The 26,285-nt window shown below is 64.2% G+C and carries 28 protein-coding genes and 1 tRNA gene; 16 read left to right on the forward strand and 13 right to left on the reverse strand.

Annotated features, from left to right (window positions below; translation table 11 throughout):
• Positions 1–3: 3 nt before the first annotated feature.
• Positions 4–462, reverse strand: coding sequence for a preQ(1) synthase (gene queF / locus BM173_RS11735; protein WP_090482756.1), 459 nt, complete (start codon positions 460–462; stop codon positions 4–6).
• Positions 463–572: 110 nt separating this feature from the next.
• Here queF and BM173_RS11740 point away from each other — a divergent pair, with 110 nt between their 5' ends.
• The 9 genes from BM173_RS11740 (at position 573) to BM173_RS11780 (ending at position 8,814) form a co-directional block, all read left to right on the forward strand.
• On the forward strand, positions 573–1,691 hold the full coding sequence (locus BM173_RS11740; RefSeq protein WP_218152651.1) for a hypothetical protein: 1,119 nt from the start codon (positions 573–575) through the stop codon (positions 1,689–1,691).
• A 37-nt stretch (positions 1,692–1,728) separates the two neighbouring features.
• Entirely contained in the window at positions 1,729–2,562 is an 834-nt protein-coding gene (locus tag BM173_RS11745; protein WP_090481921.1) for a sulfurtransferase, read from the forward strand.
• Between the two features lie 2 nt (positions 2,563–2,564).
• Positions 2,565–3,773, forward strand: coding sequence for a cystathionine beta-lyase (gene metC / locus BM173_RS11750; RefSeq protein ID WP_090481925.1), 1,209 nt, complete (start codon positions 2,565–2,567; stop codon positions 3,771–3,773).
• 2 nt (positions 3,774–3,775) lie between these two features.
• The gene (locus BM173_RS11755) at positions 3,776–4,843 is read left to right on the forward strand and encodes a mechanosensitive ion channel family protein (protein WP_090481928.1); all 1,068 of its coding nucleotides are present in this window, start codon (positions 3,776–3,778) and stop codon (positions 4,841–4,843) included.
• A gap of 97 nt (positions 4,844–4,940) precedes the next feature.
• On the forward strand, positions 4,941–5,699 hold the full coding sequence (cobA, locus tag BM173_RS11760) for a uroporphyrinogen-III C-methyltransferase (RefSeq protein WP_090481931.1): 759 nt from the start codon (positions 4,941–4,943) through the stop codon (positions 5,697–5,699).
• Complete coding sequence (locus tag BM173_RS11765) at positions 5,696–5,992, forward strand: DUF2849 domain-containing protein (RefSeq protein WP_090481934.1); 297 nt, start codon at positions 5,696–5,698, stop codon at positions 5,990–5,992. Before cobA ends, BM173_RS11765 begins: the two co-directional genes overlap by 4 nt.
• A complete protein-coding gene (locus BM173_RS11770; protein WP_090481937.1) occupies positions 5,992–7,623 on the forward strand; it encodes a nitrite/sulfite reductase in 1,632 nt (543 codons plus the stop codon). The genes BM173_RS11765 and BM173_RS11770 overlap by 1 nt, the downstream gene beginning before the upstream one ends.
• Positions 7,616–8,062, forward strand: coding sequence for a DUF934 domain-containing protein (locus tag BM173_RS11775; RefSeq protein WP_090481940.1), 447 nt, complete (start codon positions 7,616–7,618; stop codon positions 8,060–8,062). Before BM173_RS11770 ends, BM173_RS11775 begins: the two co-directional genes overlap by 8 nt.
• On the forward strand, positions 8,059–8,814 hold the full coding sequence (locus BM173_RS11780; protein ID WP_090481943.1) for a phosphoadenylyl-sulfate reductase: 756 nt from the start codon (positions 8,059–8,061) through the stop codon (positions 8,812–8,814). The genes BM173_RS11775 and BM173_RS11780 overlap by 4 nt, the downstream gene beginning before the upstream one ends.
• A 48-nt stretch (positions 8,815–8,862) precedes the next feature.
• On the opposite strand, the gene BM173_RS11785 is transcribed toward BM173_RS11780, so the two are convergent.
• The 4 genes from BM173_RS11785 to obgE form a co-directional block, all read right to left on the reverse strand.
• A complete protein-coding gene (locus BM173_RS11785; RefSeq protein WP_143089640.1) occupies positions 8,863–9,285 on the reverse strand; it encodes a hypothetical protein in 423 nt (140 codons plus the stop codon).
• Between the two features lie 112 nt (positions 9,286–9,397).
• The gene (locus BM173_RS11790; protein WP_090481949.1) at positions 9,398–10,309 is read right to left on the reverse strand and encodes an NAD-dependent epimerase/dehydratase family protein; all 912 of its coding nucleotides are present in this window, start codon (positions 10,307–10,309) and stop codon (positions 9,398–9,400) included.
• Positions 10,306–11,427, reverse strand: a complete 1,122-nt coding sequence (proB, locus tag BM173_RS11795; protein WP_090481952.1) for a glutamate 5-kinase — start codon at positions 11,425–11,427, stop codon at positions 10,306–10,308. Before proB ends, BM173_RS11790 begins: the two co-directional genes overlap by 4 nt.
• Before the next feature lie 7 nt (positions 11,428–11,434).
• Positions 11,435–12,496 carry a GTPase ObgE gene (obgE, locus tag BM173_RS11800; RefSeq protein WP_090481955.1) on the reverse strand — a complete coding sequence of 354 codons (1,062 nt, stop codon included), beginning with the start codon at positions 12,494–12,496 and terminating at the stop codon, positions 11,435–11,437.
• Positions 12,497–12,608: 112 nt separating this feature from the next.
• On the opposite strand from obgE, the gene BM173_RS11805 reads away from it, so the two are divergent.
• Positions 12,609–12,878, forward strand: coding sequence for a hypothetical protein (locus BM173_RS11805; RefSeq protein WP_090481959.1), 270 nt, complete (start codon positions 12,609–12,611; stop codon positions 12,876–12,878).
• Positions 12,879–12,887: 9 nt separating this feature from the next.
• Here BM173_RS11805 and BM173_RS11810 read toward each other — a convergent pair.
• The 3 genes from BM173_RS11810 to BM173_RS11820 all read right to left on the reverse strand — a co-directional run bounded on the left by BM173_RS11810 (position 12,888) and on the right by BM173_RS11820 (position 15,183).
• Positions 12,888–12,963, reverse strand: a tRNA-Thr gene (locus tag BM173_RS11810).
• 29 nt (positions 12,964–12,992) lie between these two features.
• A complete protein-coding gene (locus tag BM173_RS11815) occupies positions 12,993–13,874 on the reverse strand; it encodes a hypothetical protein (protein WP_425438813.1) in 882 nt (293 codons plus the stop codon).
• The gene (locus BM173_RS11820; RefSeq protein ID WP_090481966.1) at positions 13,867–15,183 is read right to left on the reverse strand and encodes a replication-associated recombination protein A; all 1,317 of its coding nucleotides are present in this window, start codon (positions 15,181–15,183) and stop codon (positions 13,867–13,869) included. The genes BM173_RS11815 and BM173_RS11820 overlap by 8 nt, the downstream gene beginning before the upstream one ends.
• 98 nt (positions 15,184–15,281) lie before the next feature.
• Here BM173_RS11820 and BM173_RS11825 point away from each other — a divergent pair, with 98 nt between their 5' ends.
• Positions 15,282–16,043, forward strand: coding sequence for a PadR family transcriptional regulator (locus tag BM173_RS11825; RefSeq protein ID WP_090481969.1), 762 nt, complete (start codon positions 15,282–15,284; stop codon positions 16,041–16,043).
• Positions 16,044–16,117: 74 nt separating this feature from the next.
• A complete protein-coding gene (locus BM173_RS11830) occupies positions 16,118–16,555 on the forward strand; it encodes a hypothetical protein (protein WP_143089641.1) in 438 nt (145 codons plus the stop codon).
• Positions 16,556–16,567: 12 nt separating this feature from the next.
• Here the strand turns inward: BM173_RS11830 and BM173_RS11835 are convergent, their stop codons facing one another.
• On the reverse strand, positions 16,568–17,737 hold the full coding sequence (locus tag BM173_RS11835) for a glycosyltransferase family 4 protein (RefSeq protein ID WP_090481975.1): 1,170 nt from the start codon (positions 17,735–17,737) through the stop codon (positions 16,568–16,570).
• Positions 17,738–17,911: 174 nt separating this feature from the next.
• On the opposite strand from BM173_RS11835, the gene BM173_RS11840 reads away from it, so the two are divergent.
• The 3 genes from BM173_RS11840 (at position 17,912) to BM173_RS11850 (ending at position 21,887) form a co-directional block, all read left to right on the forward strand.
• The gene (locus BM173_RS11840; protein ID WP_090482760.1) at positions 17,912–19,069 is read left to right on the forward strand and encodes a phosphoserine transaminase; all 1,158 of its coding nucleotides are present in this window, start codon (positions 17,912–17,914) and stop codon (positions 19,067–19,069) included.
• A gap of 93 nt (positions 19,070–19,162) precedes the next feature.
• A complete protein-coding gene (gene serA / locus BM173_RS11845; RefSeq protein ID WP_090481977.1) occupies positions 19,163–20,746 on the forward strand; it encodes a phosphoglycerate dehydrogenase in 1,584 nt (527 codons plus the stop codon).
• A 28-nt stretch (positions 20,747–20,774) separates the two neighbouring features.
• Positions 20,775–21,887 (forward strand): ATP phosphoribosyltransferase regulatory subunit, encoded by a 1,113-nt coding sequence (locus tag BM173_RS11850; protein WP_090481979.1) that lies wholly within the window; start codon positions 20,775–20,777, stop codon positions 21,885–21,887.
• Here BM173_RS11850 and BM173_RS11855 read toward each other — a convergent pair.
• The 3 genes from BM173_RS11855 to BM173_RS11865 are packed head-to-tail and all read right to left on the reverse strand — an operon-like array spanning position 21,884 to position 24,304.
• Entirely contained in the window at positions 21,884–22,495 is a 612-nt protein-coding gene (locus BM173_RS11855) for a glutathione S-transferase (RefSeq protein WP_090481982.1), read from the reverse strand. The genes BM173_RS11850 and BM173_RS11855 overlap by 4 nt on opposite strands.
• Positions 22,488–23,441 carry an oxygen-dependent tRNA uridine(34) hydroxylase TrhO gene (gene trhO, locus BM173_RS11860; protein WP_090481985.1) on the reverse strand — a complete coding sequence of 318 codons (954 nt, stop codon included), beginning with the start codon at positions 23,439–23,441 and terminating at the stop codon, positions 22,488–22,490. The genes BM173_RS11855 and trhO overlap by 8 nt, the downstream gene beginning before the upstream one ends.
• 47 nt (positions 23,442–23,488) lie before the next feature.
• The gene (locus BM173_RS11865; protein ID WP_090481988.1) at positions 23,489–24,304 is read right to left on the reverse strand and encodes an aldo/keto reductase; all 816 of its coding nucleotides are present in this window, start codon (positions 24,302–24,304) and stop codon (positions 23,489–23,491) included.
• A gap of 126 nt (positions 24,305–24,430) precedes the next feature.
• Between BM173_RS11865 and BM173_RS11870 the strand changes: the two genes are divergently transcribed.
• The gene (locus tag BM173_RS11870; RefSeq protein WP_090481991.1) at positions 24,431–25,720 is read left to right on the forward strand and encodes an adenylosuccinate synthase; all 1,290 of its coding nucleotides are present in this window, start codon (positions 24,431–24,433) and stop codon (positions 25,718–25,720) included.
• Here BM173_RS11870 and BM173_RS11875 read toward each other — a convergent pair.
• A complete protein-coding gene (locus tag BM173_RS11875) occupies positions 25,695–26,249 on the reverse strand; it encodes a hypothetical protein (RefSeq protein WP_090481994.1) in 555 nt (184 codons plus the stop codon). The genes BM173_RS11870 and BM173_RS11875 overlap by 26 nt on opposite strands.
• Positions 26,250–26,285 lie beyond the last annotated feature (36 nt).

Here is a 26,285-nt window from a genome sequence, read left to right on the forward strand (position 1 = left end):
TCCCTATCCGCGGCCACGATAGGACGAGACGCCCTGATCGGGAAGCCAAAGGTCGGCAGGCGGGGCACCGCTTTGCCAGAAGACGTCGATCGGGATGCCGCCGCGCGGATACCAGTATCCGCCGATGCGAAGCCAGCGCGGCTTCATTTCATCGAACAGGCGCTGGCCGATGCCGACCGTCACATCCTCGTGGAAGCCGTTGTGATTGCGGAAGGAACCGAGGAAAAGCTTCAGGCTCTTCGATTCCACGATCGTTTCGCCCGGCGCATAGTCGATCACGAGATGCGCGAAATCGGGCTGGCCGGTTACCGGGCACAGCGAGGTGAACTCCGGCGCTGCGAACCGGACCAGGTAAAGCTGGCCTGCACGCGGATTGGGGACGTAGTCGAGTTCTGCCTCTTCGGGAGAGGTGGGCAGGGGGCTGTTCTCGCCAAGGAACTTGGGTGTCGGTGTGTCGCTCATGCCGCGCATCTGCCGCGAATGTCGTCCTGGCGCAAGGAGGGGGCTTGGATGCGCATCCTTCACCGCCTATTCAGCGCGCCTCCCCGACCAGACCGGCCGTTACCATGAATATGCGTTCTACCCCTCTTCTTGCTGCCCTCTTGCTTGCCCTGCCTGCTTCTGCAGCGGCGCAGCGCGTACAGGATTTCCAGCTCCCGCCGTCGAACCCGACCCCGACGCCCACGCCGCAGGTGCAGGGCCCGGTGGATGACGAAGCGCCTGTCACCACCCGTCCGCGGGTGATCGAAACCGCACGGCCCACGCCCGCGCCGACCCAGCAAGCCACTCCGGCGCCTCAGGACACGCCGACGCCTGCTCCGACGATTGCTTCGGAGCCGGTCATAGAAACCGCGCCGCGCCGCGTTCCTCAGCAGACCCCGGCTGTCGGACCGGCGCGCCCGGCAAGTCCGGCAGCAGATGCCCCGCAGGATACGGTTCCGGAACAGGCTTCGCCTGCAACGGACACCGCGATCGATCCTCCTGGCTCGATATCTCCGCCCGCACTCGAACCGATCGCGCCAGACGAGCCGGTCGAGGATGTGGCCGCACAGGACACGGTAGGGTTTCCCTGGCCGATCATCCTTGCAGCGCTGGCGGGACTGATCGCCATGGGCCTCGCGTTCCTTGCCTGGCAGCGCAAGCGCGCGAGCGCGCCGCCCCCAAGGATCGAGCGACCCGTCGTGCCGCCCAAGCAGACGCCCGCTGCCTTACCGGTCGCCAAGCCCGTGCAGCTCAAGGTCGAAGCGATCAAGCTGACGCTTTCCTTTGCGAACGCAACGCTCGACTACCGGGTCAGCGTGCTGAACCGCGCGACCTCGGGCATGTCCGGCGTGTCGGTTTCGGGCGACCTCGTCTCCGCGCATGGAAACCTGCCCGTTGAACAGCAGGTTGCAGCGCCCGGACAGGAACTGCCCCAGCAGCACGTCTTCGACCGGATCGCGCCTGGCCAAAGCGTGCGTTACGAAGGGAAGATCCAGCTCCCGCTCGCCAATGTCCATGCGGTGCGGCAGGGGCAGATGGCGCTGCTGATCCCGCTCCTGCGGCTGAAAGTAAGCGACGCGAAGGGCGAGCCCACTGTCCGGACCTTTGTCATCGGGCAGGGCGAGGCGAATGGCGGGCGTGTCGCCCCGTTCCGGCTCGACGAAGGGCCGCGCAGCTGGAGCCCGATTGCGGCCCGCGCCCTCGACTGACGTCGACAGCCTCGCGCCTGCGCGCTAGCACGGGGTGATGGACAAGCTTGTTTCGACAGAATGGCTCGCCGCGCGCATCGGTGCCGATGACGTAATCATCCTCGATGCGACCATGCACCTGCCGGACAGCGGCCGGGACGCACAGGCGGAGTTCCGGCAGCGGCATATTCCCGGTGCGCGGTATCTCGACCTCGCCACGCTGACCGATCCCGGCTCCAGCGTCCCCAAGGCCGTGCCCACCGCAGAGCAGTTCGCCGAGAGGATGCGCGAGCTTGGCGTGGCGCACGGTGCGCGCATTGTCTTTTACGACGACAGCGACATCCGCAGCGCGGCACGGGCCTGGTTCCTCTTCGACCACGCGGGCGAACCCAATGTGGCCGTGCTCGACGGCGGGCTGGCCAAGTGGATAGCGGAAGATCGTCCGCTTGAGGACGATTGTCTCGATCACGCGCCGCGCGACTATCCGGAGCCGCACATGCGGCGCGATGTGCGCGGCAAGCAGGATATTCTCGACGCTATCGAGAATGGCGATGCCCAACTCGTCGATGCCCGCGACGCGGCGCGCTTCGCGGGCGAAGAGGGCAGCGGGTCCGACGGCCATATCCCCGGCGCGGCCAATGTGCATTTCACGCGGCTGCTGAACGAGGACGGCACCTACCGCAGCGCAGATGAGATACGCAGCATCTTCGAAAGCGCAGGCGTCGACCTCGACAAGCCGGTTATCACCAGCTGCAACAGCGGCATGACGGCCTGCGTCCTGCTGTTCGCGCTGGAATTGGCGGGCAAGGAGAATGTCGCGCTGTACGATGGCAGCTGGATGGAGTGGGGCGCCGATCCCGATACTCCCAAGGCCAAGGGCTCGGCTGGCTGAACATGGCGGGCTCCAATGGAAAGCAGGGCAAGGGCACGCGCCTGGTGACGACGGGGCGGACGGGCGATTTCGCCCGGCACGTGGTCAATCCGCCGGTTTGGCGGGCCAGCACGCATCTCTACCGCGATTGCGCTGCGCTGCGCGAAGGGCCCAAGGCGAATGAGGACGGGCGCTTCTTTTACGGCAGGCGCGGCGCGCCGACGCAATGGGCACTGTCGGACGCGCTGACCGAGCTTGAGCCGGGCGCACATGGCACGGTCCTTTACCCCAGCGGCGTTGCGGCCATTGTCGGGGCGCTCATGGCGGTGCTGAAGGCAGGCGATGTCCTGCTCGTTACCGACAACGCCTATGACCCGACCCGCAATACCGCCATGGGACTGCTCAAGCGCTTTGGCGTCGAACACCGGTTTTTCGACCCTCTCGACCTCGATGGATTTGAGGAAAAGTTCTGCGACCGGACCAAGGCGGTCATGCTGGAGAACCCCGGCAGCCTGACGATGGAGCTATGCGATATTCCTGCGCTCGCCGCGATTGCGAGGGATCAGGGAGCGGTCAGCCTGATGGACAACACCTGGGCGACATCGCTCGGCTTCCCGGCGCTGGAGCGCGGCTGCGACATAGCGATCATGGCGCTGACAAAGCACGTCGGCGGCCATTCAGATTTGATGATGGGCTCGGCCAGCGCTGGAGAGCGCTGGTATCGCCGCCTGCGCATGACGGCGCAGCAACTCGGTCATGTCGTTTCGCCCGACGATGCCGCCCTCGCGCTGAGGGGGCTGAGGACGATGGGTGTGCGGCTGGAACGCGAAACCGCGACTACCCTCAGGATTGCAGAATGGCTCGAAGCGCGCGGCGACGTGGCGCAGGTGCTGTGCCCGGTCCTGCCCGGTTCGCCGGGGCACGAACTATACGAACGCGATTTCACCGGCGGCTGCGGCCTGTTCAGCTTCGTCCTCAAGGACCGCGACGATGCGGCGAGGGTCCGCCTTATCGATGCGCTGGAGCTGTTCGGCATCGGCTACAGCTGGGGCGGCTTCGAAAGCCTTGCCCTGCCGTTCGACGTGCCGAGCGTGCGCAGCGTGATGGATTGGCCCAAGGAAGATTGGGGGATTGGCGATAGCTGCGGAATTCGCCTATCGATCGGTCTCGAAGATGCAGACGACCTGATCGCCGATCTCGATCAGGCCTTCGTGGCAATGGATAAAGGATAGCCGTGCAGGGCGATACACCACCCGCAAGCAGCGAAACCCCGCAAGCCGATACGGTAGAGCAGGCGTGGTCCTTGGCCGAACCCGCGCCGGAAGAAACCGCCGTCGCGGCATCGGAAGGCATCAGGGAAGCGGTCAGCGAGAAGAGCGCCACGGTCGGGTCGATCGTCGACACGCTCGATTCCCTGGCGCTGAGTTTCGGCGACATGCGCATTTCGCTCTTCGACGTGCTGATCGTCGCCACGATCCTCGTCGGGGTGATCGCCTTCGCGTGGTTCATCAGCAAATTGTCCCGGCGGCTGGTGCGCCGTATCCACCGGCTGGACGACACGCAGCAATTGCTGGTCGAAAAGATCGTTACCATCGCCATTTGGGCGGCGGCGTTATTCCTCGGCATCGACCTGCTCGGCATCGACCTGACCGCGCTGGCGGTGTTCTCCGGTGCCTTCGGCCTCGCCATCGGTTTCGGTCTCCAGAAGACCTTCGGTAATTTGATCGCGGGGATCATCCTGTTGATGGACAAGTCGATCAAGCCGGGAGACGTCATTGCAGTGACCGATGCCGCCGGCAACGAAAGCTTCGGCCAGATCCGCAAGATCGGCGTGCGCGCGGTATCCGTGACGACCCGCGACCAGCGCGAATACCTCATCCCGAACGAAAACCTGATGATCAACCAGGTCGAAAACTGGTCCTACTCCTCCAAGAACGTGCGCATGCAGGTCCCGGTGGGCGTCAGCTACGAAGCCGACATGAAACTGGCCGAAGAGCTCATGCTCGAAGCCGCCAGGGCAAGCGACCGGGTTCTCAAAGCGCCGCCGCCGACAGTGTGGATGTCCGAATATGGCGACAATTCGGTGAATTTCGTGATCCACTGCTGGATCAAGGATCCTGAAGACGGGGTCGGCAATGTGCGCAGTGCCGTGCTCAAGAAACTGTGGTGGCTGTTCAAGGAAAACGGCATCGAAATCCCGTTCCCACAGCGCGACCTGCACATCCGCTCCAGCGACCAGCTCGACCGCTGGTTCGAGATGATGTTAGCCCGCAGCGGCGGCGACCAGGTTACAAAAGAATAGTTTTGCGCTCGCACAGCGCTGATTTCAAAATCTGCGCTACCTGCCCACGCACTCATTCTGATTGGCGCGCAAAAGCCATGCAGCGCATCTATGCCTCATGGCAAATACCGGAACCATCTATCTCGTCGGCGCGGGGCCGGGCGATCCCGACCTCCTGACGCTGAGGGCTGCGAGCCTGCTCGATCGCGCGCGGATCATCGTCCACGACGGTCTCGTCGATCCTGCAATCCTGGCGCTCGCCCATCCCGAGGCCGAGCTGATCTCGGTCGCGAAACAGCGTTCGAAGCACACCATGGCGCAGGAAGACATCTGCGACCTGCTGGTGCGCATTGCCCGCTCCGGTGAAGACGTCGTGCGCTTGAAGGGCGGCGATCCCTTCATCTTTGGGCGCGGCGGCGAAGAAGCGGAAGCGGCGCGCGCGGCGAATGTGCCGGTCGAAGTCGTCCCGGGCATCAGTGCCGCCAACGGCGCGGCAGCAGCCGCACAGATTGCGCTCACCCACCGCGATGCATCCTCGATCGTCAGCTTCGTCGCCGGCCAGTGCAAGGGGCTGAAGGACCAGGACTGGGCCGGACTTGCCGGCAAGGGCCGCACGCTCGTCATCTACATGGGCGTGAAGACCGCGCCGCAAATTGCGGAAAAGCTGATGGAAGACGGCCTTTCGCCCGACATGCCGGTGGCCGTGATCGAGAACGGTGCGCGCCCCGAAATGCGCGTGCTGCGCGCTCCGCTGGCTGCTCTGCCCGACCTCGTCGAAGCCGAACAAGTCGTAAGCCCCGCGCTTATCATCATCGGCGAGGTGACGGCGCGCGATAATGTCTCGCTCGCGGCTCTTGCACAGGAGGCTGCACGATGAGGATTTTGACCGGTAACGACCTCAAGACGGGTGCGGTGACCTGGTGGACCGGCAGCGACTGGTCGCTTCATGTCGAAGACGCCGTAGACGTGACCGGCAGCGAGGATGAAATCGCCCGCCGCGAGGAATCCGCCCGCCGCGTCAATGCGCCCTATGCGATCGATGCCACGATGGACGAGGGCAGCCCGCGTCCTTCGCACATCAAGGACCGCGTCCGCGCGATCGGCCCGACGGTGCGCCCCGATCTCACTCTCAAACCCGCCGATCCCGACATCGGCAACTGGGTAATCTGATGTATAAATACGATTCATATGACCAGCAGATGGTCGATGCCCGGGTCGAGGAATTCCGCGACCAGGCACGCCGCCGTCTCGAAGGAAAGCTGACCGAAGACCAGTTCAAGCCGCTGCGGCTGATGAACGGTCTTTACCTGCAATTGCACGCCTATATGCTGCGCGTCGCCATTCCCTATGGCACGCTCGACAGTCGGCAGATGCACGCTCTGGCCGATATTGCGGACAAGTACGATCGCGGATACGGGCATTTCACCACGCGCCAGAACATCCAGTACAACTGGATCAAGCTGGAAGATGCGCCCGATATCCTGGCCGATCTCGCCAAGGTCGAAATGCACGCGATCCAGACCAGCGGGAACTGCATCCGCAACATCTCGTCCGACCACTTCGCGGGCGCTGCGGCGGACGAGGTCGTCGACCCGAGGCCATACGCTGAACTGCTGCGTCAGTGGTCGAGCTTCCATCCGGAATTCAGTTACCTGCCGCGCAAGTTCAAGATCGCGGTGATCGCCAGCGATACCGATCGTGCAGCCATGCGGTTGCACGACATCGGCATCCAGATCGTTGAGCAGGACGGCGAACTGGGCGCTGCCTTCTACGTCGGCGGGGGCATGGGCCGCACGCCGATGATCGCACCCTGCATCAACCCCTTCGTCCCGCTCGACCAGCTGGTCACCTATGCCGAGGCGTGCCTGCGGGTCTACAACCGCCACGGACGGCGCGACAACAAGTACAAGGCGCGGATCAAGATCCTAGTCCACGAAATGGGCGCGGAAGAATATACCCGCCAGGTCGAGGCAGAATTCGCGCATCTTCTTGAACAGGGCGTGGAGCCTCCCTTCGCCGAACTCGAGCGTATCCGGACCTTCTTCGAGGACCCGCTCTTCGAAGCGGACCTGCCTGCTGAGATCGACCGCTCCGATCCCGATTTCGCCCTCTGGGTCGATCGCAATACGGTTGCACACAAGGCGGAAGGATACGTGTCCGCCGTCATCAGCCTGAAGCCTGTCGGCGGCATTCCCGGCGATGCGACGGCAGAGCAGATGCACCTGATGGCCGACCTCGCGCGCGATTACAGTTTCGACGAACTGCGGGTGATGCATACGCAGAACATCGTCCTGCCGCACGTTCGCAAGGCCGATCTCCACGCGCTGTGGACCGCTCTCGATCAAGCAGGACTGGGCAGCCCGAACCTCGACACGGTCGAGGACATCATCGCCTGCCCGGGCCTCGACTATTGCAGCCTCGCCAATGCGCGCTCGATCCCGGTCGCGCAGCAGATTTCGGAGCGTTTCGCCGCCAACGGCAAAACCGAGGCGCTCGGCCAGCTCAAGCTGAAGATTTCCGGCTGCATCAACGCCTGCGGGCACCACCATGCCGGCCACATCGGCATCCTTGGCGTCGATAAGAAGGGAGTCGAGAACTACCAGCTCCTGCTCGGCGGAAGCGAGGCGGAGGACGTGAGCCTCGCCAAGATCACCGGCCCCGGCTTCGATGAAGCAGGCATCGTCGACGCGGTCGAAACGGCTGCCGACGTCTACCTGCGCGAGCGCCAGGACGGCGAACGCTTCCTCGACACTTACCGCCGTATCGGCATGACCCCCTTCAAGGAGGCCCTTTATGGCTGACTTCGTTTCCGACACCGACACGCTCATCCGCTATCGCGAAGACGAGCCCGTCGATCATGCGGCGGTAACAGTCGATTCCTTCCTCGACCAGTCGAATGCGAGCGCCGTGCGCGTGGAACCGGGCGACGACGCGCGCGAACTGATCCCGCATCTGGATCGTCTTGCGCTGGTGGAAGTGAACTTCCCCGCATTCGGTGACGGGCGCGGATATTCTTCGGCGCGCCTGCTGCGCGAGGCCGGCTACAAGGGCGAACTGCGCGCCGTGGGCGATGTGCTGGTGGACCAGGTCGCTTATATGCGCCGCTGCGGCTTCGACGCGTTCGAGCCGGACGCAGCCTTGAACGAAGAAGACCTCGAAACCGCGCTCTCGCGCTGGCCAGAAGTGTACCAGCCCGCCGCCGACAGCCGCACGCCGATCTGGGCCAAGCGGCACGCATGAACGAGACACGCGCCATCGACCGCCTCGACACGGGGCCACGCTTTACGGATCACGATGCGATCCGCCTGAACCGCATGTTTCGCGGTAGCGAGACCGAAGACTGGCTGCGCGCGGTGGTCGAAGGCAATCTGGTGGGCGAGATCGCCCTGGTTTCCAGCTTCGGTGCGGAAAGTGCGGCGCTCCTGCACCTCGTCTCGCGGATCGACGACAGCATTCCGATCCTGTTCCTAAACACGGGCAAGCATTTTCCCGAAACGCTCGCCTATCGCGACGAATTGACGGATTTACTCGGCCTCAATCGGGTCGATCTCTATCCCGAGCTTTCCGATCTCGAAAAGCGTGATGAAACGGGCCTTCGCTGGTCATACGACCCGGACGGATGCTGCGAATTGCGCAAGGTGCGTCCGCTGGAGAAGGCGCTGGCGCGCTATGATGCGAGCCTCACGGGTCGCAAGGCATTCCAGTCCACCACCCGTGCCAATCTGCCGCGTTTCGAAGTGGACACTTCTGATGCGCAGGGCCGGATGAAGATCAACCCGCTGATCGACTGGGATGCGGACAGGATCGCTGCCTATTTCGAAGAGCACGAGCTACCGCGTCATCCGCTGGTGGAGCGCGGCTTCCCCTCCATCGGCTGCTCGCCCTGTACCCGCGAGGTAAAGCCCGGCGAAGACCCGCGCGCGGGTCGGTGGAGCGGTTGGGACAAGGTGGAGTGCGGCATTCACAAGCCGGGCGAGGAACCGTTCCTCTAACAAAAAAGGGCGCGAAGGACAGGTCCCCCGCGCCCCGATTGGTTCAACTCAGCTTTCTACGCGTTCGACCACGGCCGTCTCCCCGGCGGGATTGGTCGATGTCCAGACCCCGTCTTCGCCGATCTGTTCGGTATTGCACTGCTCCCCGGCGGGAGTGTCTTCGTCGACATAGGCTTCATCGACCGTGTAGCAGTACTGGCTCGGCGATTTCTGGTCCCACCTGCCGGTCTCGACGACTTCGCCATTGAGCGACTGGGTGTAGGTGCCGTCGGCGCGAACATCCTCGTCGTATACGTTGCCGTCCGAAGACGTGACGCGGTACACTCCCGGGGTTGCCTGGCCGTCCGCGGCGATGCCGGATTCGTCCACCATGGCGGGCTCTTCCACCGGTTCGTCTACGACTTCTTCTTCGGCAGCCTGCGAACAGCCTGCCAGGATCGCCGCGCTTGCGGCGAGTATCAGTTTTCTCATGAAGACCTCCACAGCGACCCGTGAATGAAGGCGGATGTTTCCGCTCACGACTCGCAACCCTGACGCGAGACTAGGAGCGAGAAGCGGTAAGGGCAATTGCGCCCTTGCGAGATCAGAGCCAGCCTTCCTCGCGATACCATTGCGCGGTCATCTTCAAGCCGTCGCGGCTTTCGATATGGGGCTCCCAAACGGCGGCGGGCACCTTCATTGCGGAGCGCGAAACCCAGTTCGGATGGGTCATGTAGCCGACCCGGTCGGCAGTCAGGCGCGCCTTGTCGCCGCGCAGCAGCTTGTCAGCCTTCGCGCCCAGTTCCAGCACGCTCTTGGGGAGGTGGGGGGCGAACACCCTGCGTCCCACGGCCTGCCCGATGGCTTTCGCCAGTTCGTCATGGCCCCAGCCGCCTTCGCGCCCGTCGTCGGGTTCAAAGGTCTTGCGCCTCACGAGGGCGGGTGAGGCATCGACCAGGTCGAGCAGGAGGCGCGCAAGGTCGTGGACGTGGATGAGCGAGCTGGCGCCGCGCGGGGGCAGGGGGAGGAAGCCGAATTTCGCGCTGCGGAACATCTCGAAATAATCGACATCGCGCGGGCCGTATACGCCGGGCGGACGCACTGTCGTCCAGTCGAGGCCGCTCGCCTCGACGAGCTTTTCCGCTTCCGCCTTTGATGCACCGTAGGCCGACAGGCCCGGCTCGCGCGCGGCGAGGGAGGAGACGAAGACGAAGCGCTTTACCTTCTTGGCCTTGGCGGCCTCGATCAGGCGCGCGGTTCCCTCGACATTCGCCTCGCGGAAAGCAGCGGGGTCGGGAGCATTCGTGAGGCCTGCCACGTGGATGACGGCGTCGGCGCTGTCGCACAGTGATTCCAGCGATGCGGTGTCGGACAGGCTGCCCTCGATCCAGTCCACCCCTGCCGTTTCGTCCTGCGCGCGGCGGGTCAGCGCCCGAACCGTGATCTCCCGGTCGCCAGCGATGTCGAGCACGGCCCGGCCGACGAAGCCGGTGGCCCCTGTCAGCGCGACAATCATGCGCGCACCATGTGGTCGCGGTGGACGACGGCGGCGCGGGGCGCATAGCCGAGCTTGTCGGCCTGCTCTTCTTCGCGCAGGCCCACGATCTGGCGGCATTCGGCGGCGCTGTATTCGACGAGGCCCTGACCCAGCCGTTCGCCCTTCGCGCCGTGGATCGCCACGAGGTCGCCGCGCTGGAAATCGCCCTCGACCGCCGTGAGACCTGCCGCAAGCAAGCTGGCGCCATTGGCGAGCGCGGCGGTGCAGCCGGGGTCGACGGTCAGCACACCTGCCGGGGCAAGCCTGCCCGACAACCACGCCTTGCGTGCGCTCTCCTCGCCCTGCGCGGTGAAGAGCGTGCCGGTCCCGCTGTCCAGTGCCGTGCCGATAGGCGCGTCGTGCGTGCCGTTGACGATAGCGAGGCAGATACCGGCGCGCTCGGCAATGCGCGCAGCCTGAAGCTTCGCCACCATGCCGCCCGAGCCCATCCCGGAGCCCGATTCCGTGCTCGCCATGGCGATGACTTCGGGTGAAACGCCCTCGACCTTTTCGATCAGCTGCGCGCCATCTTCGCTCGGGTGGCGGTCGTAGAGCCCGTCGACGTCGGAGAGCAGCAGGACCGCATCCCCGCCCGCAGCCTGCGCCACGCGGGCGGCCAGCCGGTCGTTGTCGCCGAACCGGATTTCTTCGGTCGCCACGCTGTCGTTCTCGTTGACCACCGGCACCGCGCCGGTTTCGACGAGCCGCTGCAGCGTTGCGGAGGCATTGAGATAGCGCCTGCGATCCTCGAGATCGCCCAGCGTCACCAGCATTTGCGCGGCGAGCATTCCACGGTCCGCCAGCGCCTCTCCCCAGACCCGCGCCAGTTCGACCTGCCCGACCGATGCCGCCGCCTGTGCGTCGGCAAGGCTTGCGCGGCCACCCTTCGGCAGGCCCAAGCGTGCGGCACCCAGCGCAATTGCGCCGGAGGACACGACGATGATCTCGGTGCCTGCCTCCCTCAGTTCAGCCAGTTCACCCGCCAGTGTGGCCAGCCAGTCGCGCCGCGCTTCGCCGTTTTCGATCAGCAGGGCCGAGCCGACCTTGACGATCAGCCGCTTGGCGGAACGGATATCGGCGAGGGAGGCTATGGCCATCGCGCGGTCAGAGAGGCGACCAGTCGGAGGCGTCGTCCGCCTCGGTATCGTCGACAGGCGCGGCCTTGGTTTCGGTCGCGGTGCGGTCGGGCAGATAGCTCAGGACCGCGTCCATCAGTTCCTCGATCCCTTCGCCCGTCGCGCCGGAGATGGAGAAGACCTTTTCCGCCCCTGCAGCCAGCAATTCGTCGGCAAAGGCCGCGCCAAGTTCCTTGTCCGCCAGGTCGAGCTTGTTGAGCACGACCAGCTGCGGCTTGTCGAGCAGGCCCGCGCCATAGGCCTCGAGCTCCGCATTGACGGTCTGGTAGGCGTCTGCCGGATCCTGGCCCGCGATGTCGATCAGGTGGATCAGCACGCGGCAGCGCTCGATATGGCCGAGGAAACGGTCGCCGATGCCGGCCCCGTCCGCTGCGCCCTCGATCAGGCCGGGAATGTCGGCGAGGACGAATTCGCGCCCCTTGTGACGCACGACGCCGAGTTTCGGGACGAGGGTAGTGAAGGCATAAGCCCCCACCTTGGCCTTGGTGTTGGTGACCTGGTTGATGAAAGTCGACTTGCCCGCGTTCGGCAGGCCGAGGAGGCCCACATCGGCGAGCAGCTTCAGCCGCAGCCAGACCCACATTTCCTCGCCCGGTTCGCCCGGCTGGTGCTGGCGCGGCGCGCGGTTGGTCGAGCTCTTGTAGCTCGCATTGCCGCGTCCGCCGATGCCGCCTTCGAGGAAGACGACCTGCTGGCCGACCTCGGTGAAATCGGCGAGCACCTCTTCCTTGTCCTCGGACAGGACCTGCGTGCCCACGGGGACCTGGATCACCAGGTCGGGCGCGCCGGCGCCGGTGCGATCGCGGCCCATGCCGTGGCCGCCGCGCTTTGCCTTGAAATGCTGCGAGTAACGGAAGTCGATCAGCGTGTTCAGGCCTTCGACCGCTTCGAAAACGATGTCGCCGCCCTTGCCGCCATTGCCGCCGTCGGGGCCACCATACTGGATGTATTTCTCGCGCCGAAAGCTGACGGCACCGGGGCCTCCGGAACCGCTTTTCAGGTAGATCTTGGCTTGGTCGAGAAAGTGCATTGCGCGCCTCTAATCGTTTTTCCCGCCGATGGCGAGTATTGGTGGACCCCTAGCTGGGCGCCCTGCCGAATTGTCTTTGCGCCGCGCCACTTTCGCACCTACTCCGGCGCTCATGCAGTTCGACGATCTCATGCGCCGCTATTTCGTTTCCACGGATCTGACCGAAGTAACTCCGGCAGGCTTGGAGGCGGGCATAGAACGCTGCCGCGTGGACCTCGGCCTCGAAACGGACCCGGGCAAACGGTTTGCCCTGTGGTCGTTGCTCTTCATGCTGGGCGCAGCGCCCGATCTCGACGTGGCATTCGAAAACGAGGACGAGCGCGAAGCCGCCCGCAACTTCATGGACCTGATGGCCGCAAGCGAGGCTGAAAGCGAAGGTTGAGGGGGCGGGTGGTGCCGGCTGCAGGAGTCGAACCCGCGACCTGATGATTACAAATCAACTGCTCTACCAACTGAGCTAAGCCGGCCTGTTCACCCAACGACGCGCGCCTTTGGGCTAAAATGCGCCGAAGGTCCAGCCCTCTGTGCGTGCAATCTCATCCGTAAGTCCTCGCGGCGCCCAGCGTTCCCGTTCTCCTGCAACTTTGCGTAGCCACGCCGCGGTCAGCAGCGCGTCGGACGCGTGGTCGTCGATTGCACCGCTGCCGGATACCGCAGGCGACCCGAGGACGGTGAGCGCTGTATTCAACTCCTCGACCGTGCGCATCTTTGCTCGCCCTGCGCTGCGGCCAGCCTCAAGCGCGGCGAGGCTGGTGTAGATCTCGACCAGAGCCGAACCGGAGGGGGGTAGCGGGTCGACCGGCCACACGGGCAGGCGTCCGCGCAGCTGGTGCAGCATCCGCATGCCGGTGAGGCTGGATTTGCCGACCTGCGCCGCGCCGACGAGGTTGAAGTTCGAATAGGGTTTGCAGCCCATGCTGGCCTGCACTTGCTCGGTCACGCGAAAGCGCCCGCGCCGGTGGTCGGCATTGTCGCAGAAGAAGTGTGCGCCGGTATCGCTGCCATCGCGGAAATAGGGACGGTAGGACGGGTGATCGACAAAGGCCTGTGCGCCGAGGTTCGCTTCATGCGAGCAGATGTCGTCGATCAGCGCCCACAGGGCAGGCGCGTGAGGGAGGAGCACGTCGTTCGCAGGAAAGAACGCGCCGCAATCGGCGTGGGGGAGGGAGATGCCGAGATCCACCCCGACCAGCGTGTCGTCCGGCAGATCGTCGCGCAGGATGACGAGCACGTCTTCGCGGCCCCAGCCTTTTCCCCGCTCGACCAGTACCGGCGGGCCGCCTCCCGCATCGGCGATGGCGACGGCAATGCCTTTCTGCTTCGCCCCTTTCGCACCCGACCAGTCGATCGCCACGAAATGGTCGAAGCGGTCAGTCACGTTCACGCCGCAGCTTGTCCCAGTAGTCGAGGCGCTTCTTCACCTCGCGCTCGAACCCGCGCTCTACCGGCTGGTAATAGCTTTGCGGCTCCATCTCTTCGGGCCAGTAATTGTCGCCCGAAAATCCGTCTTCTGCATCGTGGTCGTAGCTATAGCCCGAACCGTAGCCGATATCCTTCATCAGCTTGGTGGGCGCGTTGAGGATGTTCTGCGGCGGCATAAGGCTGCCGGTTTCCTTGGCGCTCTTGAACGAGGATTTCTGCGCCTTGTAGACCGCATTCGACTTGGGCGCGGTGGCGAGATAGGTGCAGGCCTGCACCAGCGCGAGTTCGCCTTCCGGACTGCCGAGAAACTCGTAAGCGTCCTTCGCCGCCATGCATTGGACCAGCGCCTGCGGGTCGGCCATGCCGATGTCTTCCACCGCCATGCGGACAAGCCGGCGGGCGAGGAAGCGCGGCTCCTCGCCAGCCGTCAGCATGCGCGCGAGGTAATAGAGGCTGGCCTGCACATCGCTGCCGCGCACCGCCTTGTGGAGCGCGGAAATGAGGTTGTAATGGCCCTCACGGTCCTTGTCGTAGACCGCGACACGCCGCTGGAGGAACTTGCCGAGTGCCGCCGGATCGAGCGGTTCGTCTATCTTCGCATTGTATAGCGTTTCCGCCTGGTTGAGCAGGAAGCGCCCGTCGCCATCGGCGCTCGCCACCAATGCATCGCGCGCTTCTTCCGTCAGGGGAAGGGGGCCTTCAAGCTCCTCTGCCCGGTCGAGCAACTGGCCGAGCGCTTCGCGGTCGAGGCGCTGGAGGATCAATACCTGCGCGCGGCTGAGCAGTGCGGCGTTAAGCGCAAAGCTGGGGTTTTCCGTCGTCGCGCCGACCAGCGTCACCGTGCCGCGTTCGACGAAGGGCAGAAAGCCGTCTTGCTGGGCGCGGTTGAAGCGGTGGATCTCGTCAACGAACAGCAGCGTGCGCTGACCGGCCTCGGCAGCCTTGTCTGCGGCGGCGAAGGCTTTCTTAAGGTCGGCCACGCCGGAGAACACTGCACTGACGCTTTCGAAGCGCATCCCCACGCTGTCGGCCAGCAGGCGCGCGATGGTCGTCTTGCCCGTGCCGGGAGGGCCCCAGAGGATCATGCTGGAGAGACGCCCGGCCGCGACCATGCGGCCGATCGCTCCTTCCGGGCCGGTCAGATGGTCCTGCCCGATAACCTCGGCGAGGGAAACGGGACGCAGCCGGTCGGCGAGCGGCGCATCTTCGCGCACGCCCACGCTCGCGGGGCTCTGGGGGAGATCTTCGGGAAACAGGTCGGCCATTGATCGGATCACATAGTGCGTTCGCCGACAAATTGCAGGGGGCGCTTGCGAGTAGGGTAATAAGATATATCTTCGTAATATCTAAGAGGAGATTCGATATGACTTGCAGCGGTGATCGTGACGAGCCGGTGGAAGGCGACATTCCCGAGCGGCCCGAAGGCGAAGATTTCGATGTTGAGGTGGAGATCGACGTGGATGTCGATCCCGATGCCGACGGCAGCTTCACCCGGACCTATGGCGCTTCGGGAGTATTCGGACCCGACGGCATTTTCGGCCGTCGCGGCCCATTCGGCCCCGATGGACCTTTTGGCCCGAACGGTCCGTTCGGCCCGCGCGGCCCCTTTGGCGAGGGCGGAGGAAAATCGGGCCGCAAGCACAGGTCGCGGCGTCGCCGGATGTTCGCGAGCGGCGAGCTGCGCCTTTTGCTTTTGCATCTGATCGCGGAAGAGCCGCGTCACGGCTACGAGCTGATCAAGGCCGTCGAAGAAATGACTGGCAGTACCTATTCGCCAAGCCCCGGGACGGTCTATCCGACCCTATCCCTGCTGCAGGATGAAGGCCTGATCCGCGAAGTCGATGGCGACGAAGCGCGAAGGGCCTATGGCGCGACCGAGAAGGGCCGCGGCGAACTGGCCGACCGCAAAGACGAGATCGAAACGCTCATCGGCCGGATCGAAGGCCAGCGCAGGCACCGCGCGAAGTCGGACAAGGCCTTTGCTACGCCCGAAATGTTCCGTGCGGTCGGCAATCTCGCAACCGTGCTGAAAAACCGCGCCAAGAGCGGCCAGCTGGACGAGGATACCATGCGGGAGATCGTCGACTTGGTGGACGAGCTGGCGAAGAAGATCGAACGCCTTTGATCTGCCTCAATCTTGCGTCTTTCGGGCCCGGCGCTAGTCTGGTGGCCGAGGGACGCGAGAGGGAGGATTATCAAATGGATAGTGCGACTAAGGAACCCTGGCACCTATGGGTGGTCGGGATCGTGACGCTGTTGTGGAACGGCTTCGGCGCGAACGATTACACGCAGACACAGCTGCGCAATATGGATTACCTCAATTTCATGGGGTACCCGCAGGCGGGCATCGATTATCTCGACCAGTTTCCCGCCTGGGCGGAAGCCGGATGGGCACTGGGCGTATGGGGCGCCGTGATGGGATCGGTCCTGCTCTTGCTGCGCAGCCGCTTCGCCATCTGGTCCTTCGTCATCTCGCTCATCGGGATTGCGCTGACGACTGTTTACGAAGCAGGGGCGGATATGCCTGCCGAACTGGCTGAAATGCAGCCCGGCTGGTTCCCGGTCCTGTTGTGGGGCCTTGCCACCTTCCAGCTCTGGTATGCCTGGTCGATGAAGAAGAAGGGTGTCCTGCGCTAGGACCAAGCCCTGTTATGCGGCTGTGCGCGAGGCGTGCAGCCGCAGATAGGTATCGACCACCGCCTGGTTGATTGCGTCCCATGAATAGGCGCGCGCGGCTTTTTCGCCATTCGCGCCATGGGCGAGCCGCAGGGCATCGTCGGTGCAATAGGGCGCCAGCGCCTCGGCGCAGCCTTTCGAGAACGCATCGGTCTTGCTCGGCGGGACGAGTTGTCCGGTTTCGCCCGGCGTGACGAGGCTGGCGGCACCCGTTGCCCCGGCGGCGACTACCGGCAGACCGCAAGCCATCGCTTCCAGCGTCACATTGCCGAAAGTCTCGGTGATCGAGGGATTGAAGAAGATGTCCCCGCTGGCGAGCGCACGGCCAAGGTCCTTGCCGGTCTGGAAGCCCACGAATGTGCCGCCGGGCAGGGCTTTTTCGAACCAGCCGCGCGCCGGACCGTCACCGATGACCAGCACCTTGTGCGGCACCTGCATCCGCCGCAATTCGACGATGGTGTCGGCAAAGACGTCGAGACCTTTTTCCATGACCAGCCGGCCAAGGAAGACGATAGCCACATCGTCGTCCGCAAGGCCGTTGGCGCGGCGCCATTCCATGTCGCGGCTGGAGGGATCGAAAATTTCGCGGTCGACCCCGCGCGACCAAATGGAGATGTCCTCGTGCATCTCCTGTGCTTTCAATTCGGCGATCTGGCTCTCCGACGGCGCGACCAGCGCATCGCAGCGATTATAGAACCGCCGCAGGCCCGCCTCGACGACAGGTTCCAGGAAGCCGAGGCCGTAATAGCGCGGATAGGTTTCGAACCGCGTGTGCACGCTGGCGAGCACCGGGATGTCCCGCGCCCGGGCCCATTTCAGCGCCTTGTGCGCCGACGGATCCGGTGAGGACAAGTGCATGACATTGGGCGCGAAGCGTTCGAGATCGGACTCGACCTTGCTGCCGAGCCGCAGGGGCAGGCGATACTCGCCGCGGCCCTTCACCGGCATGCGCACATTGGGCACGTTGACGAGATCCCCGGTCGCTTCGAAATCGGGATTGTCGACCACGGGCGAATAGACACGCAGCTTTGCGCCCTGCCTGAGCAGGTAGTCGGCCAGCCGGTTGAGCGCCTGGTTCGCCCCGTCGCGGGTGTAGTTGTAGTTCCCGCTGAACAGCGCGATGCGTAGATCCGTAACGTCCATCAAGGCGGGCTTTAGGCAAGTGGAACGATTTTGGCGAGAGGGCGCTTCATTCAACACAGCCGCCCTTTCCCGACGCATACCTATTTCGCATTGACTCGCCGCACCGCAACATTATTGCCGCCGATGGGCCACGCGGTCCCAACGCCGCGCGAGCTCTCTGCAAGGAGAGAATACATGACTGCCGAACCGACGCTCAAACCCGAGCGCCCTTTCTTTTCGTCCGGACCAACTGCCAAGCACAAGGGCTGGTCCGCTTCCAACCTCAAAACCGAATCGCTCGGACGCTCGCATCGTAGCGCCCTTGGCAAGTCGCGGCTGAAATATGCCATCGACCTGTCGAAGGAGATGCTCGGCGTGCCCGAGGATTACCTGGTCGGCATCATGCCGGCATCGGACACCGGCGCGCTGGAATGCGCGATGTGGACGATGCTGCGCCCCGATCGCCCGGCCACGGTCGCGGCGTGGGAAAGTTTCGGCAACGTCTGGATCCAGGACGCGGTCAAGCAGCTCAAGCTGCCCAAGCTGACCACGCTCGACGCCGATTACGGTGAAATCCCCGATCTCGCCTCCATCCCGCAGGAAAACGACGTCGTCTTCACCTGGAACGGCACGACTTCGGGCGCGAAGATCCCGAACACCGACTGGCTGGCCGAAGGCCGCGAAGGCGTGACCATCAACGATGCCACCAGCGCCGTTTTCGCGATGGAGATGGACTGGGCCAAGCTCGATGCCACGACCTATAGCTGGCAGAAGGTGATGGGCAGCGAAGCCCAGCACGGCATGCTGATCCTCAGCCCCAAGGCCATCGCCCGGATCGAGGAATACGATCCCCAGTGGCCGCTGCCCAAGCTCTTCCGCCTCAAGAAAGGCGACAAGATCAACCGCGGCATCTTCGAGGGCGCGACGATCAATACGCCGTCTATGCTGGCGACCGAAGATTACATCGACGCGCTCGAATGGGCGCAGGCGATGGGCGGGCGCAAGGCGATGTTCGAACGCGCCGATGCCAATGCCAAGATCGTGCTCGACTGGATCGAGGCGACGCCGTGGCTGCGCAACATGGTCTCCGACCCTGCCAAGCGCACCAACACCGGCGTATGCTTCGTCTTCCAGGGCGACTGGTACGATAGCCTGTCCGACGAGGACAAAGCCGGCGTGTCCAAGAAGATCGTCAAGCTCCTCGAAGAGCGCGACGTGGGCTATGACTTCAACGGCTATCGCGATGCTCCGCCGTCCCTGCGCATCTGGTGCGGTGGCACGGTCGAGCAGGAAGACCTGAAGCGTCTCCTGCCCTGGATCGAGTGGGCCTACGAGCAGGTCAAGAACGGCTGATCCGGCTGGCGGCCCCAACAGAACGGGCCGCCGCCTTCCCCCCTATAATTACTGCCCGGTGCAAAGCCGGGAAAACGACAGGAATATTCCGTCATGAGCAAACCCAAAGTCCTCATCAGCGACAAGATGGACCCGAACGCTGCGCGCATATTCGAAGAGCGCGGCTGCGACGTTGACGTCATCACCGGCGAAACGCCCGACGAACTGAAAGCCCGCATCGGCGAATACGATGGCCTCGCCATCCGGTCGTCGACCAAGGTGACCAAGGAAATCCTCGATGCCGCGACCAATCTCAAGGTCATCGGGCGCGCCGGTATCGGCGTTGATAATGTCGACATCCCTTATGCCAGCGGCAAGGGCGTGGTCGTGATGAACACCCCGTTCGGCAACTCGATCACCACCGCCGAACACGCCATTGCGATGATCATGGCGCTGGCCCGCCAGATCCCCGCCGCCGACCGCCGCACGCAGGCGGGCGAATGGCCGAAGAACGATTTCATGGGCGTGGAAGTCACGGGCAAGACGCTGGGCCTGATCGGCGCTGGCAATATCGGTTCGATCGTCGCCAGCCGCGCCCAAGGCCTCAAGATGAAGGTCATCGCTTTCGACCCCTTCCTGACCGAAGAACGTGCAGTGGAAATCGGGGTCGAGAAGATCGATCTCGACACCCTGCTGGCCCGTGCCGATTTCATCACGCTGCACACGCCGCTGACCGATGAGACGCGCAATATCCTCAGCCGCGAAAACCTCGCCAAAACCAAGAAGGGCGTGCGCATTGTCAACTGTGCGCGCGGCGGCCTGATCGACGAAGCGGCACTGGCCGACGCACTCGACAGCGGTCAGGTGGCAGGCGCGGCGCTGGACGTGTTCCAGACCGAACCGGCCAAGGAATCGCCGCTCTTCGGCAAGCCCAATTTCATCTGCACGCCGCACCTTGGCGCCAGCACGAATGAAGCGCAGGTCAATGTCGCCTTGCAGGTAGCCGAACAGCTGGCGGATTACCTCGTCAACGGCGGCGTCACCAATGCGCTCAACATGCCGTCGCTAAGCGCCGAGGAAGCGCCCAAGCTTCGCCCCTACATGGGCCTTGCCGAAAATCTCGGCAGCCTCGTGGGCCAGCTTGCCCACGGCAATCTCACCAAGATCAGCATCGAGCGCGAAGGGGCCGCCGCCCAGCTTTCGGGCAAGCCGATCGAAGGTGCGGTGCTTGCCGGCCTGATGCGCCAGTATTCGGACACGGTGAACATGGTCAACGCGCCCTTCCTTGCAAAGGAACGCGGCCTAGATATCCGTTCGATCCGCCACGAGAAGGAAGGCGCCTACAATACCCTGCTGCGCGTGACCGTGGGCACCGACAGCGGCGACCGGTCGGTTGCCGGTACGCTGTTCGGCGCCGATGCGCCGCGCCTGACCGAAATCTTCGGCGTGCGGATCGAGGCAGAACTCGACGGGCACATGCTCTATATCGTCAATGAAGACGCGCCTGGCTTCATCGGCCGGATCGGTTCGCTGCTGGGCGAAAACGGCATAAACATCGGCACCTTTAACCTCGGCCGCCGCGAAGCGGGCGGGGAAGCAGTACTGCTCTTGAGCGTCGACCAGCCGATCCCGCAAGACGTCGTCGACAAGGCCTGCGCGCTGGAAGGCGTGAAGACCGTAATGCCACTGGCATTCTGATGCGCGATGGGGCAGGGGCGCTGGCCGTATGACACAGCCTGACGATCTCCTGCCCATCGGGCTCGAAGACGCGCTGCCTGCGCGTGCCGCCGCCATCACCAGCGCCATGCGCCAGGTGCTGCAATCGATGGACGCGCATGGGTACGACCGTGTGCGCCCGCCGCTGGTGGAATTCGAACAATCGCTCGCCGGACGCATGGAAGGCGTGGCGACGCGCCGCATGGTGCGTTTCACCGATCCCGAAAGCCTGCGCACGCTGGCCCTGCGCAGCGACATGACCGTGCAGGTCGGCCGCATTGCCGCGACGTCGCTGCGTGAAGCGCCGCGCCCACTGCGCCTGTGCTATGCGGGCGAGGTCGCGACGATCAAGGCGGACCAGCTCGATCCTGCCCGCCAGCGCCTGCAACTGGGTGCCGAACTGGTCGGGAGCGACAGTGTGGCTGCGGCTGCAGAAGCCGTCTCGGTCGCGCTCGACGCGCTGGAGGCTGCCGGTGTCGATGGCCTGTCGGTCGATTTCACCATGCCCGACCTTGTCGATACGCTGGCCGAAGAAGCGCTGCCGCTCGATATGGAGCAGCGTGAAGCGGTGCGCCGCGAACTCGACATGAAGGATGCAGGCGGCCTCAAGGCTGTGGGCGGCGAAGCCTATCTCCCGTTGCTTTATGCCGCAGGGCCGATGGAGCAGGCGCTGGAAAAGCTGTCGGCTCTGGATGCGGGCGGCGTGCTCGCCAGCCGGACTGCGGCGCTGCGCGAAGTGGCCGCGATCCTTGGCGAGCGCGTGCGCCTCACGCTCGACCCGTCAGAACGCCACGGTTTCGGATACCAGAGCTGGTTCGGTTTCACCCTGCACAGCGACAAGGCACGCGGCGCGCTCGGGCGCGGCGGAACCTATGCGATCAAGGGCAGCGACGAGGCGGCAACCGGCTTCTCTCTCTACATGGAGCCGATCCTGGAAGCGCTCGGCAAGGGCGAGGCGGAGCAGCGCGACACCGTGTTCCTGCCGCTCGGCCATGACCGTTCGGTCGCAGCGTCATTGCGCGCGGATGGCTGGCGTACCCGCGCAGCTGTCAATGCGGAGGACGATGCCGCAACGCTGGGCTGCACGCACCGCCTCGAAAACGGCGAAGCGAAACCGCTCTAAGCCGCTTCCGGCTCCCACTTCGGATATTTGGTCATGATGGCCGCAAAGAGGTCGGACGTCACATGGCGTTCGAGCCATGCGGCGACATTGGCGATGCCGGCGCCTTCGAACCACTCGCGGTCGTGATTGGCGCATTGCCGCACGAAGGGGAAGATCGCGATATCGGCGAAGCCGCGCTGCTCGCCGCATAGATTGGGCTGGCCTTCCAGCCGCTCATTGAGGCATCTCAGGTGATCGAGGCACTGCGCGCGGTGTTCCAGCGGGTCGGCATCTTCGTAACGCGTGTAGTATTTGTAGCGGTCGAGGTGATGCTTGAACGGCCCGTCGGTCGCTTCCAGCAGCTCTGCGTCCTGCCGATCAAGCCAGCCTTCGGGATCGTTCTTGCCGAGCGCCCAGCGCATGATGTCGAGGCTTTCCTCCAGCACCGTGCCATCATCGGTGACGAGAACGGGGACGGTTCCCTTGGGCGAGGCTTCCAGCATCGCGGCAGGCTTGTCGCGCAGCACGACCTCGCGGTGTTCCTTCTCCACCCCGCTGATGTGCAGCGCCATACGCGCCCGCATTGCATAGGGACAGCGGCGGAAGCTGTAGAGGACCGGCTCAGCCATTGTCGCCGTCGCGGTCCAGCACCTTGCCGACATGCGCCTCACCCCGTTCGCGGGCGAGCTTCGACTGGCGCTGGCGTTCCGCATAGCGGGCGCGCTGCTCGTCGGTGCGCTCTGCATGGCAATGGCGGCAGGCGACGCCTTCCTCGTAGGTCTCGTGCGCGAGATCCGCAGGCGACAAGGGCATGCGGCAGGCACGGCACAGCGTGTGTTCGCCGATTTCGAGGCCGTGTTTCACGCTCACCCGCTCGTCGAAGACGAAGCATTCGCCTTTCCAGAGGCTTTCTTCTTCGGGCACTTCCTCGAGGTATTTCAGGATGCCGCCCTTGAGGTGGTAGACCTCGTCCAGCCCTTCCGATTTCACGAAGGCGGTCGATTTTTCGCAGCGGATGCCGCCGGTGCAGAACATGGCGATCTTCGGCGTCTTGCCCTCGGCCTCGAAATCGGCGCGGCGGGCGCGAAACCATTCTGGAAATTCGCGAAAGCTCTTCGTTTCCGGGTCGATCGCGCCCTCGAAAGAGCCGATCTGCACTTCGTAATCGTTGCGGGTGTCGATCACGATAGTGTCGGGATCGGATATCAGCGCGTTCCAGTCCTCCGGCGCGACATAGGTGCCGACGCCCTCGACCGGATCGAGGTCGGGCTGGCCCATGGTGACGATCTCCGCCTTCACGCGCACCTTGCTGCGATAGAAGGGCATGGTGTCGGCGCGCGATTCCTTCACTTCGAGCGTCGCGCAGCCCGGCAGCGCGCGGATATGGTCGAGCACCGCCTGGATGCCCGCATCGCTTCCGGCGATCGTGCCGTTGATGCCCTCATGCGCCAGCAGCAGCGTGCCCTTCACGCCGTGCTTGTCGCACAGTGCGGCAAGGGGAGGGCGCAGGGCTGCCGGATCGTCGAACCGCGTGAAGTGATAGAGCGCGGCAATACGGATGGGGTGCTCGGTCATGATGGCGCGCCTTTAGCAGCGTGCACGCGGCCTCGCACCCCTCCTGTTCAGCAGAATTCGCTGGGATCGGGGCCCATGCGGCCGTCTTCGCTGTCGAGCCCGTCGATGCGCGCCATCTGGTCGTCCGACAGTTCGAACGACAAGGCCTTGAAATTGGCTTCGATATGCTTGCGGCTGCTGGCCTTGGGAATGGTCGAGAAACCGTGCTGGATATGCCAGCGAATGATGACCGCGCTGGCGGGCTGGCCCGTTTCTTCCGCAATGGCTTCGATGGTCTCGTTCGAGAGGCCTTCGCCCTGGCCGAGCGGTGACCAGCTTTGCGTGACGATGCCCATTTCCTCATGCACCTTGCGCAGGGCGCGCTGCTGGAAGCTGGGGTGCAGTTCCACCTGGTTGAGCGCCGGGGTCACGCCCGTTTCCTCGACCAGCTTGCGCAGGTCCTGTTCGCGGAAGTTGGAAACGCCGATGGACTTGGCCTTGCCCTCCTCGCGCAGTTCGATGAACGCCTTCCACGTGTCCACGAATTCGCCCTTGTCGGGGCAGGGCCAGTGGATCAGCAGCATATCGACATGGTCGCGGCCCAGCCGCTCGAGGCATTTCTCCGCGGCGCGCTTGGCCCGCTCGTAACCCTGGCTCTCGTTCCAGACCTTGGTCTGCAGGAAGATGTCGGACCATTCGCCCACGCCTTTGCCGACGCCCTTTTCGTTCTGGTAGATCGCCGCCGTGTCGATCAACCAGTAGCCCACGTCGATCGCGGTGGAGACGGCTTCGGGCGCCTTGTCCTCGTCGATCTTGTAGGTGCCGAAGCCGAGCTGCGGGATCTGGCGGCCGTCGTTCAGGTTGAGAGTGGGATAGTCGGTCATAAATTCTCCTTTGCCTGAACAATGGAGAAGTGGCGTCGAAGTTTCCCCGATCTGCCTTGCTCCCTTGGCCGCAAACGCCTAACGCGACGCGCGTTTGTGCATCCCTAGATCGCGAGTAGATTTTCAATGGCCAACGTCACCGTAATCGGCGCCCAGTGGGGCGATGAGGGCAAGGGCAAGATCGTCGACTGGCTGGCCAGCCGCGCCGATGCCGTCGTCCGGTTCCAGGGCGGCCATAATGCCGGCCACACACTGGTCATCGACGGGAACGTCTTCAAGCTTTCGCTGCTGCCTTCAGGCATCGTGTCCGGCACGCTGTCGATCATCGGCAATGGCGTGGTGCTGGACCCGTGGGCGCTGAAGGCCGAGGTCGAAAAGCTCGAGGGACAGGGCGTTACGATCACCGCCGACAATCTTGCGATTGCCGACAATTGCCCGCTGATCCTGCCGATCCACCGCGATCTCGACGGCCTGCGCGAAGCGGCTGCCGGCTCGGGCAAGATCGGCACTACCGGACGCGGCATCGGCCCGGCTTATGAAGACAAGGTCGGCCGCCGCGCGATCCGCGTTTGCGACTTGGCGCATCTCGACCATCTCGAACCGCAGCTCGACCGCTTGTGCGCCCATCATGACGCATTGCGCGCCGGTTTCGACCAGCCGCCCGTCGACCGCGAAGCATTGCTCGAGGAATTGCGCGGCATTGCCGATTTCGTGCTGCAATATGCACAGCCGGTGTGGAAGCGCCTGAAGAAGGTGCGCAAGGCCGGCGCGAAAATCCTCTTCGAAGGCGCACAGGGCGTCCTGCTCGACATCGACCACGGCACCTATCCCTTCGTCACCAGCTCCAACACGGTCAGCGGCACGGCGGCGGCAGGTAGCGGCCTCGGCCCCAATTCGACCGGCTATGTGCTGGGCATCGTAAAAGCCTACACCACGCGCGTCGGCAGCGGGCCTTTCCCGACCGAGCTCGAAGACGACATCGGCAAGGGCATCGGCGAACGCGGCCATGAATTCGGCACCGTGACCGGCCGCCAGCGCCGGGTCGGCTGGTTCGATGCCGTGATCGTGCGCCAGAGCTGTTCGATCAGCGGCGTCACCGGCATCGCGCTGACCAAGATCGACGTGCTGGACGGGCTGGACGAGGTGAAGATCTGCACCGGCTATCGCCTGCGCGGCAATGTCTACGACTACTTCCCCAGCCACGCCGCCGACCAGGCGGATGTGGAGCCGATCTACGAGACGATGGACGGCTGGAAGGAATCGACCGCCGGGGCGCGCAGCTTCGCGGACCTGCCCGCCAATGCGGTGAAATACATCCAGCGCGTGCAGGAACTGATCGAAACGCCCGTGGCGCTGGTGTCCACCAGCCCCGAACGCGACGATACGATCCTTATGCGCGATCCATTTCTCGACTGAGGAACCGCTGATCGAGGAGGCTGGCCAATTGCCGGCTTCCACCCGCGTCTTCGGTAAAGGGAATGGCGATCTCGCCCGAACGGATGCGGTCGACGCCCAGCCAGCGGAACTCGATACTGTCCACGTCGTCGAACGCCAGATAGGTTCGTTCGCCTCCTTGTGACGGGACATAGCTAAGCCCGAAACTGTCGTAGCGGATGCGATGCCTGCGAACGGCGACGATCTTCGCAGTCGACGATAGGCCGGAAGCGAAACCGCCCGCCCACAGGAGCATCGCGACAGCGACAATCGGCGAGCGATATTCGGGCAGCCCGTAGAGGACCACCGCGCCAAGAGCCAGGAGGGCGAGCGATCCGATCGGCAATAGCACGGCCGATAGCCACATTCCCACCGTCGGCACGATCTCGACCGCGCCATCCACCGCCTTGCCGTATTGTCCGGGCAGGCGGCGGCTGATGAGGTTCCAGCCGATCAGGAGCGCTGCGACGCCGATTGCGGTTGCGACATGGCGCAATTCGAAGAAGTCCATGGCATATTATCCGCTCTTTCGTTGGCGGCGGAAAGA

This window comes from Qipengyuania nanhaisediminis (assembly GCF_900115585.1).
Classification (GTDB): Bacteria; Pseudomonadota; Alphaproteobacteria; order Sphingomonadales; family Sphingomonadaceae; genus Qipengyuania; species Qipengyuania nanhaisediminis.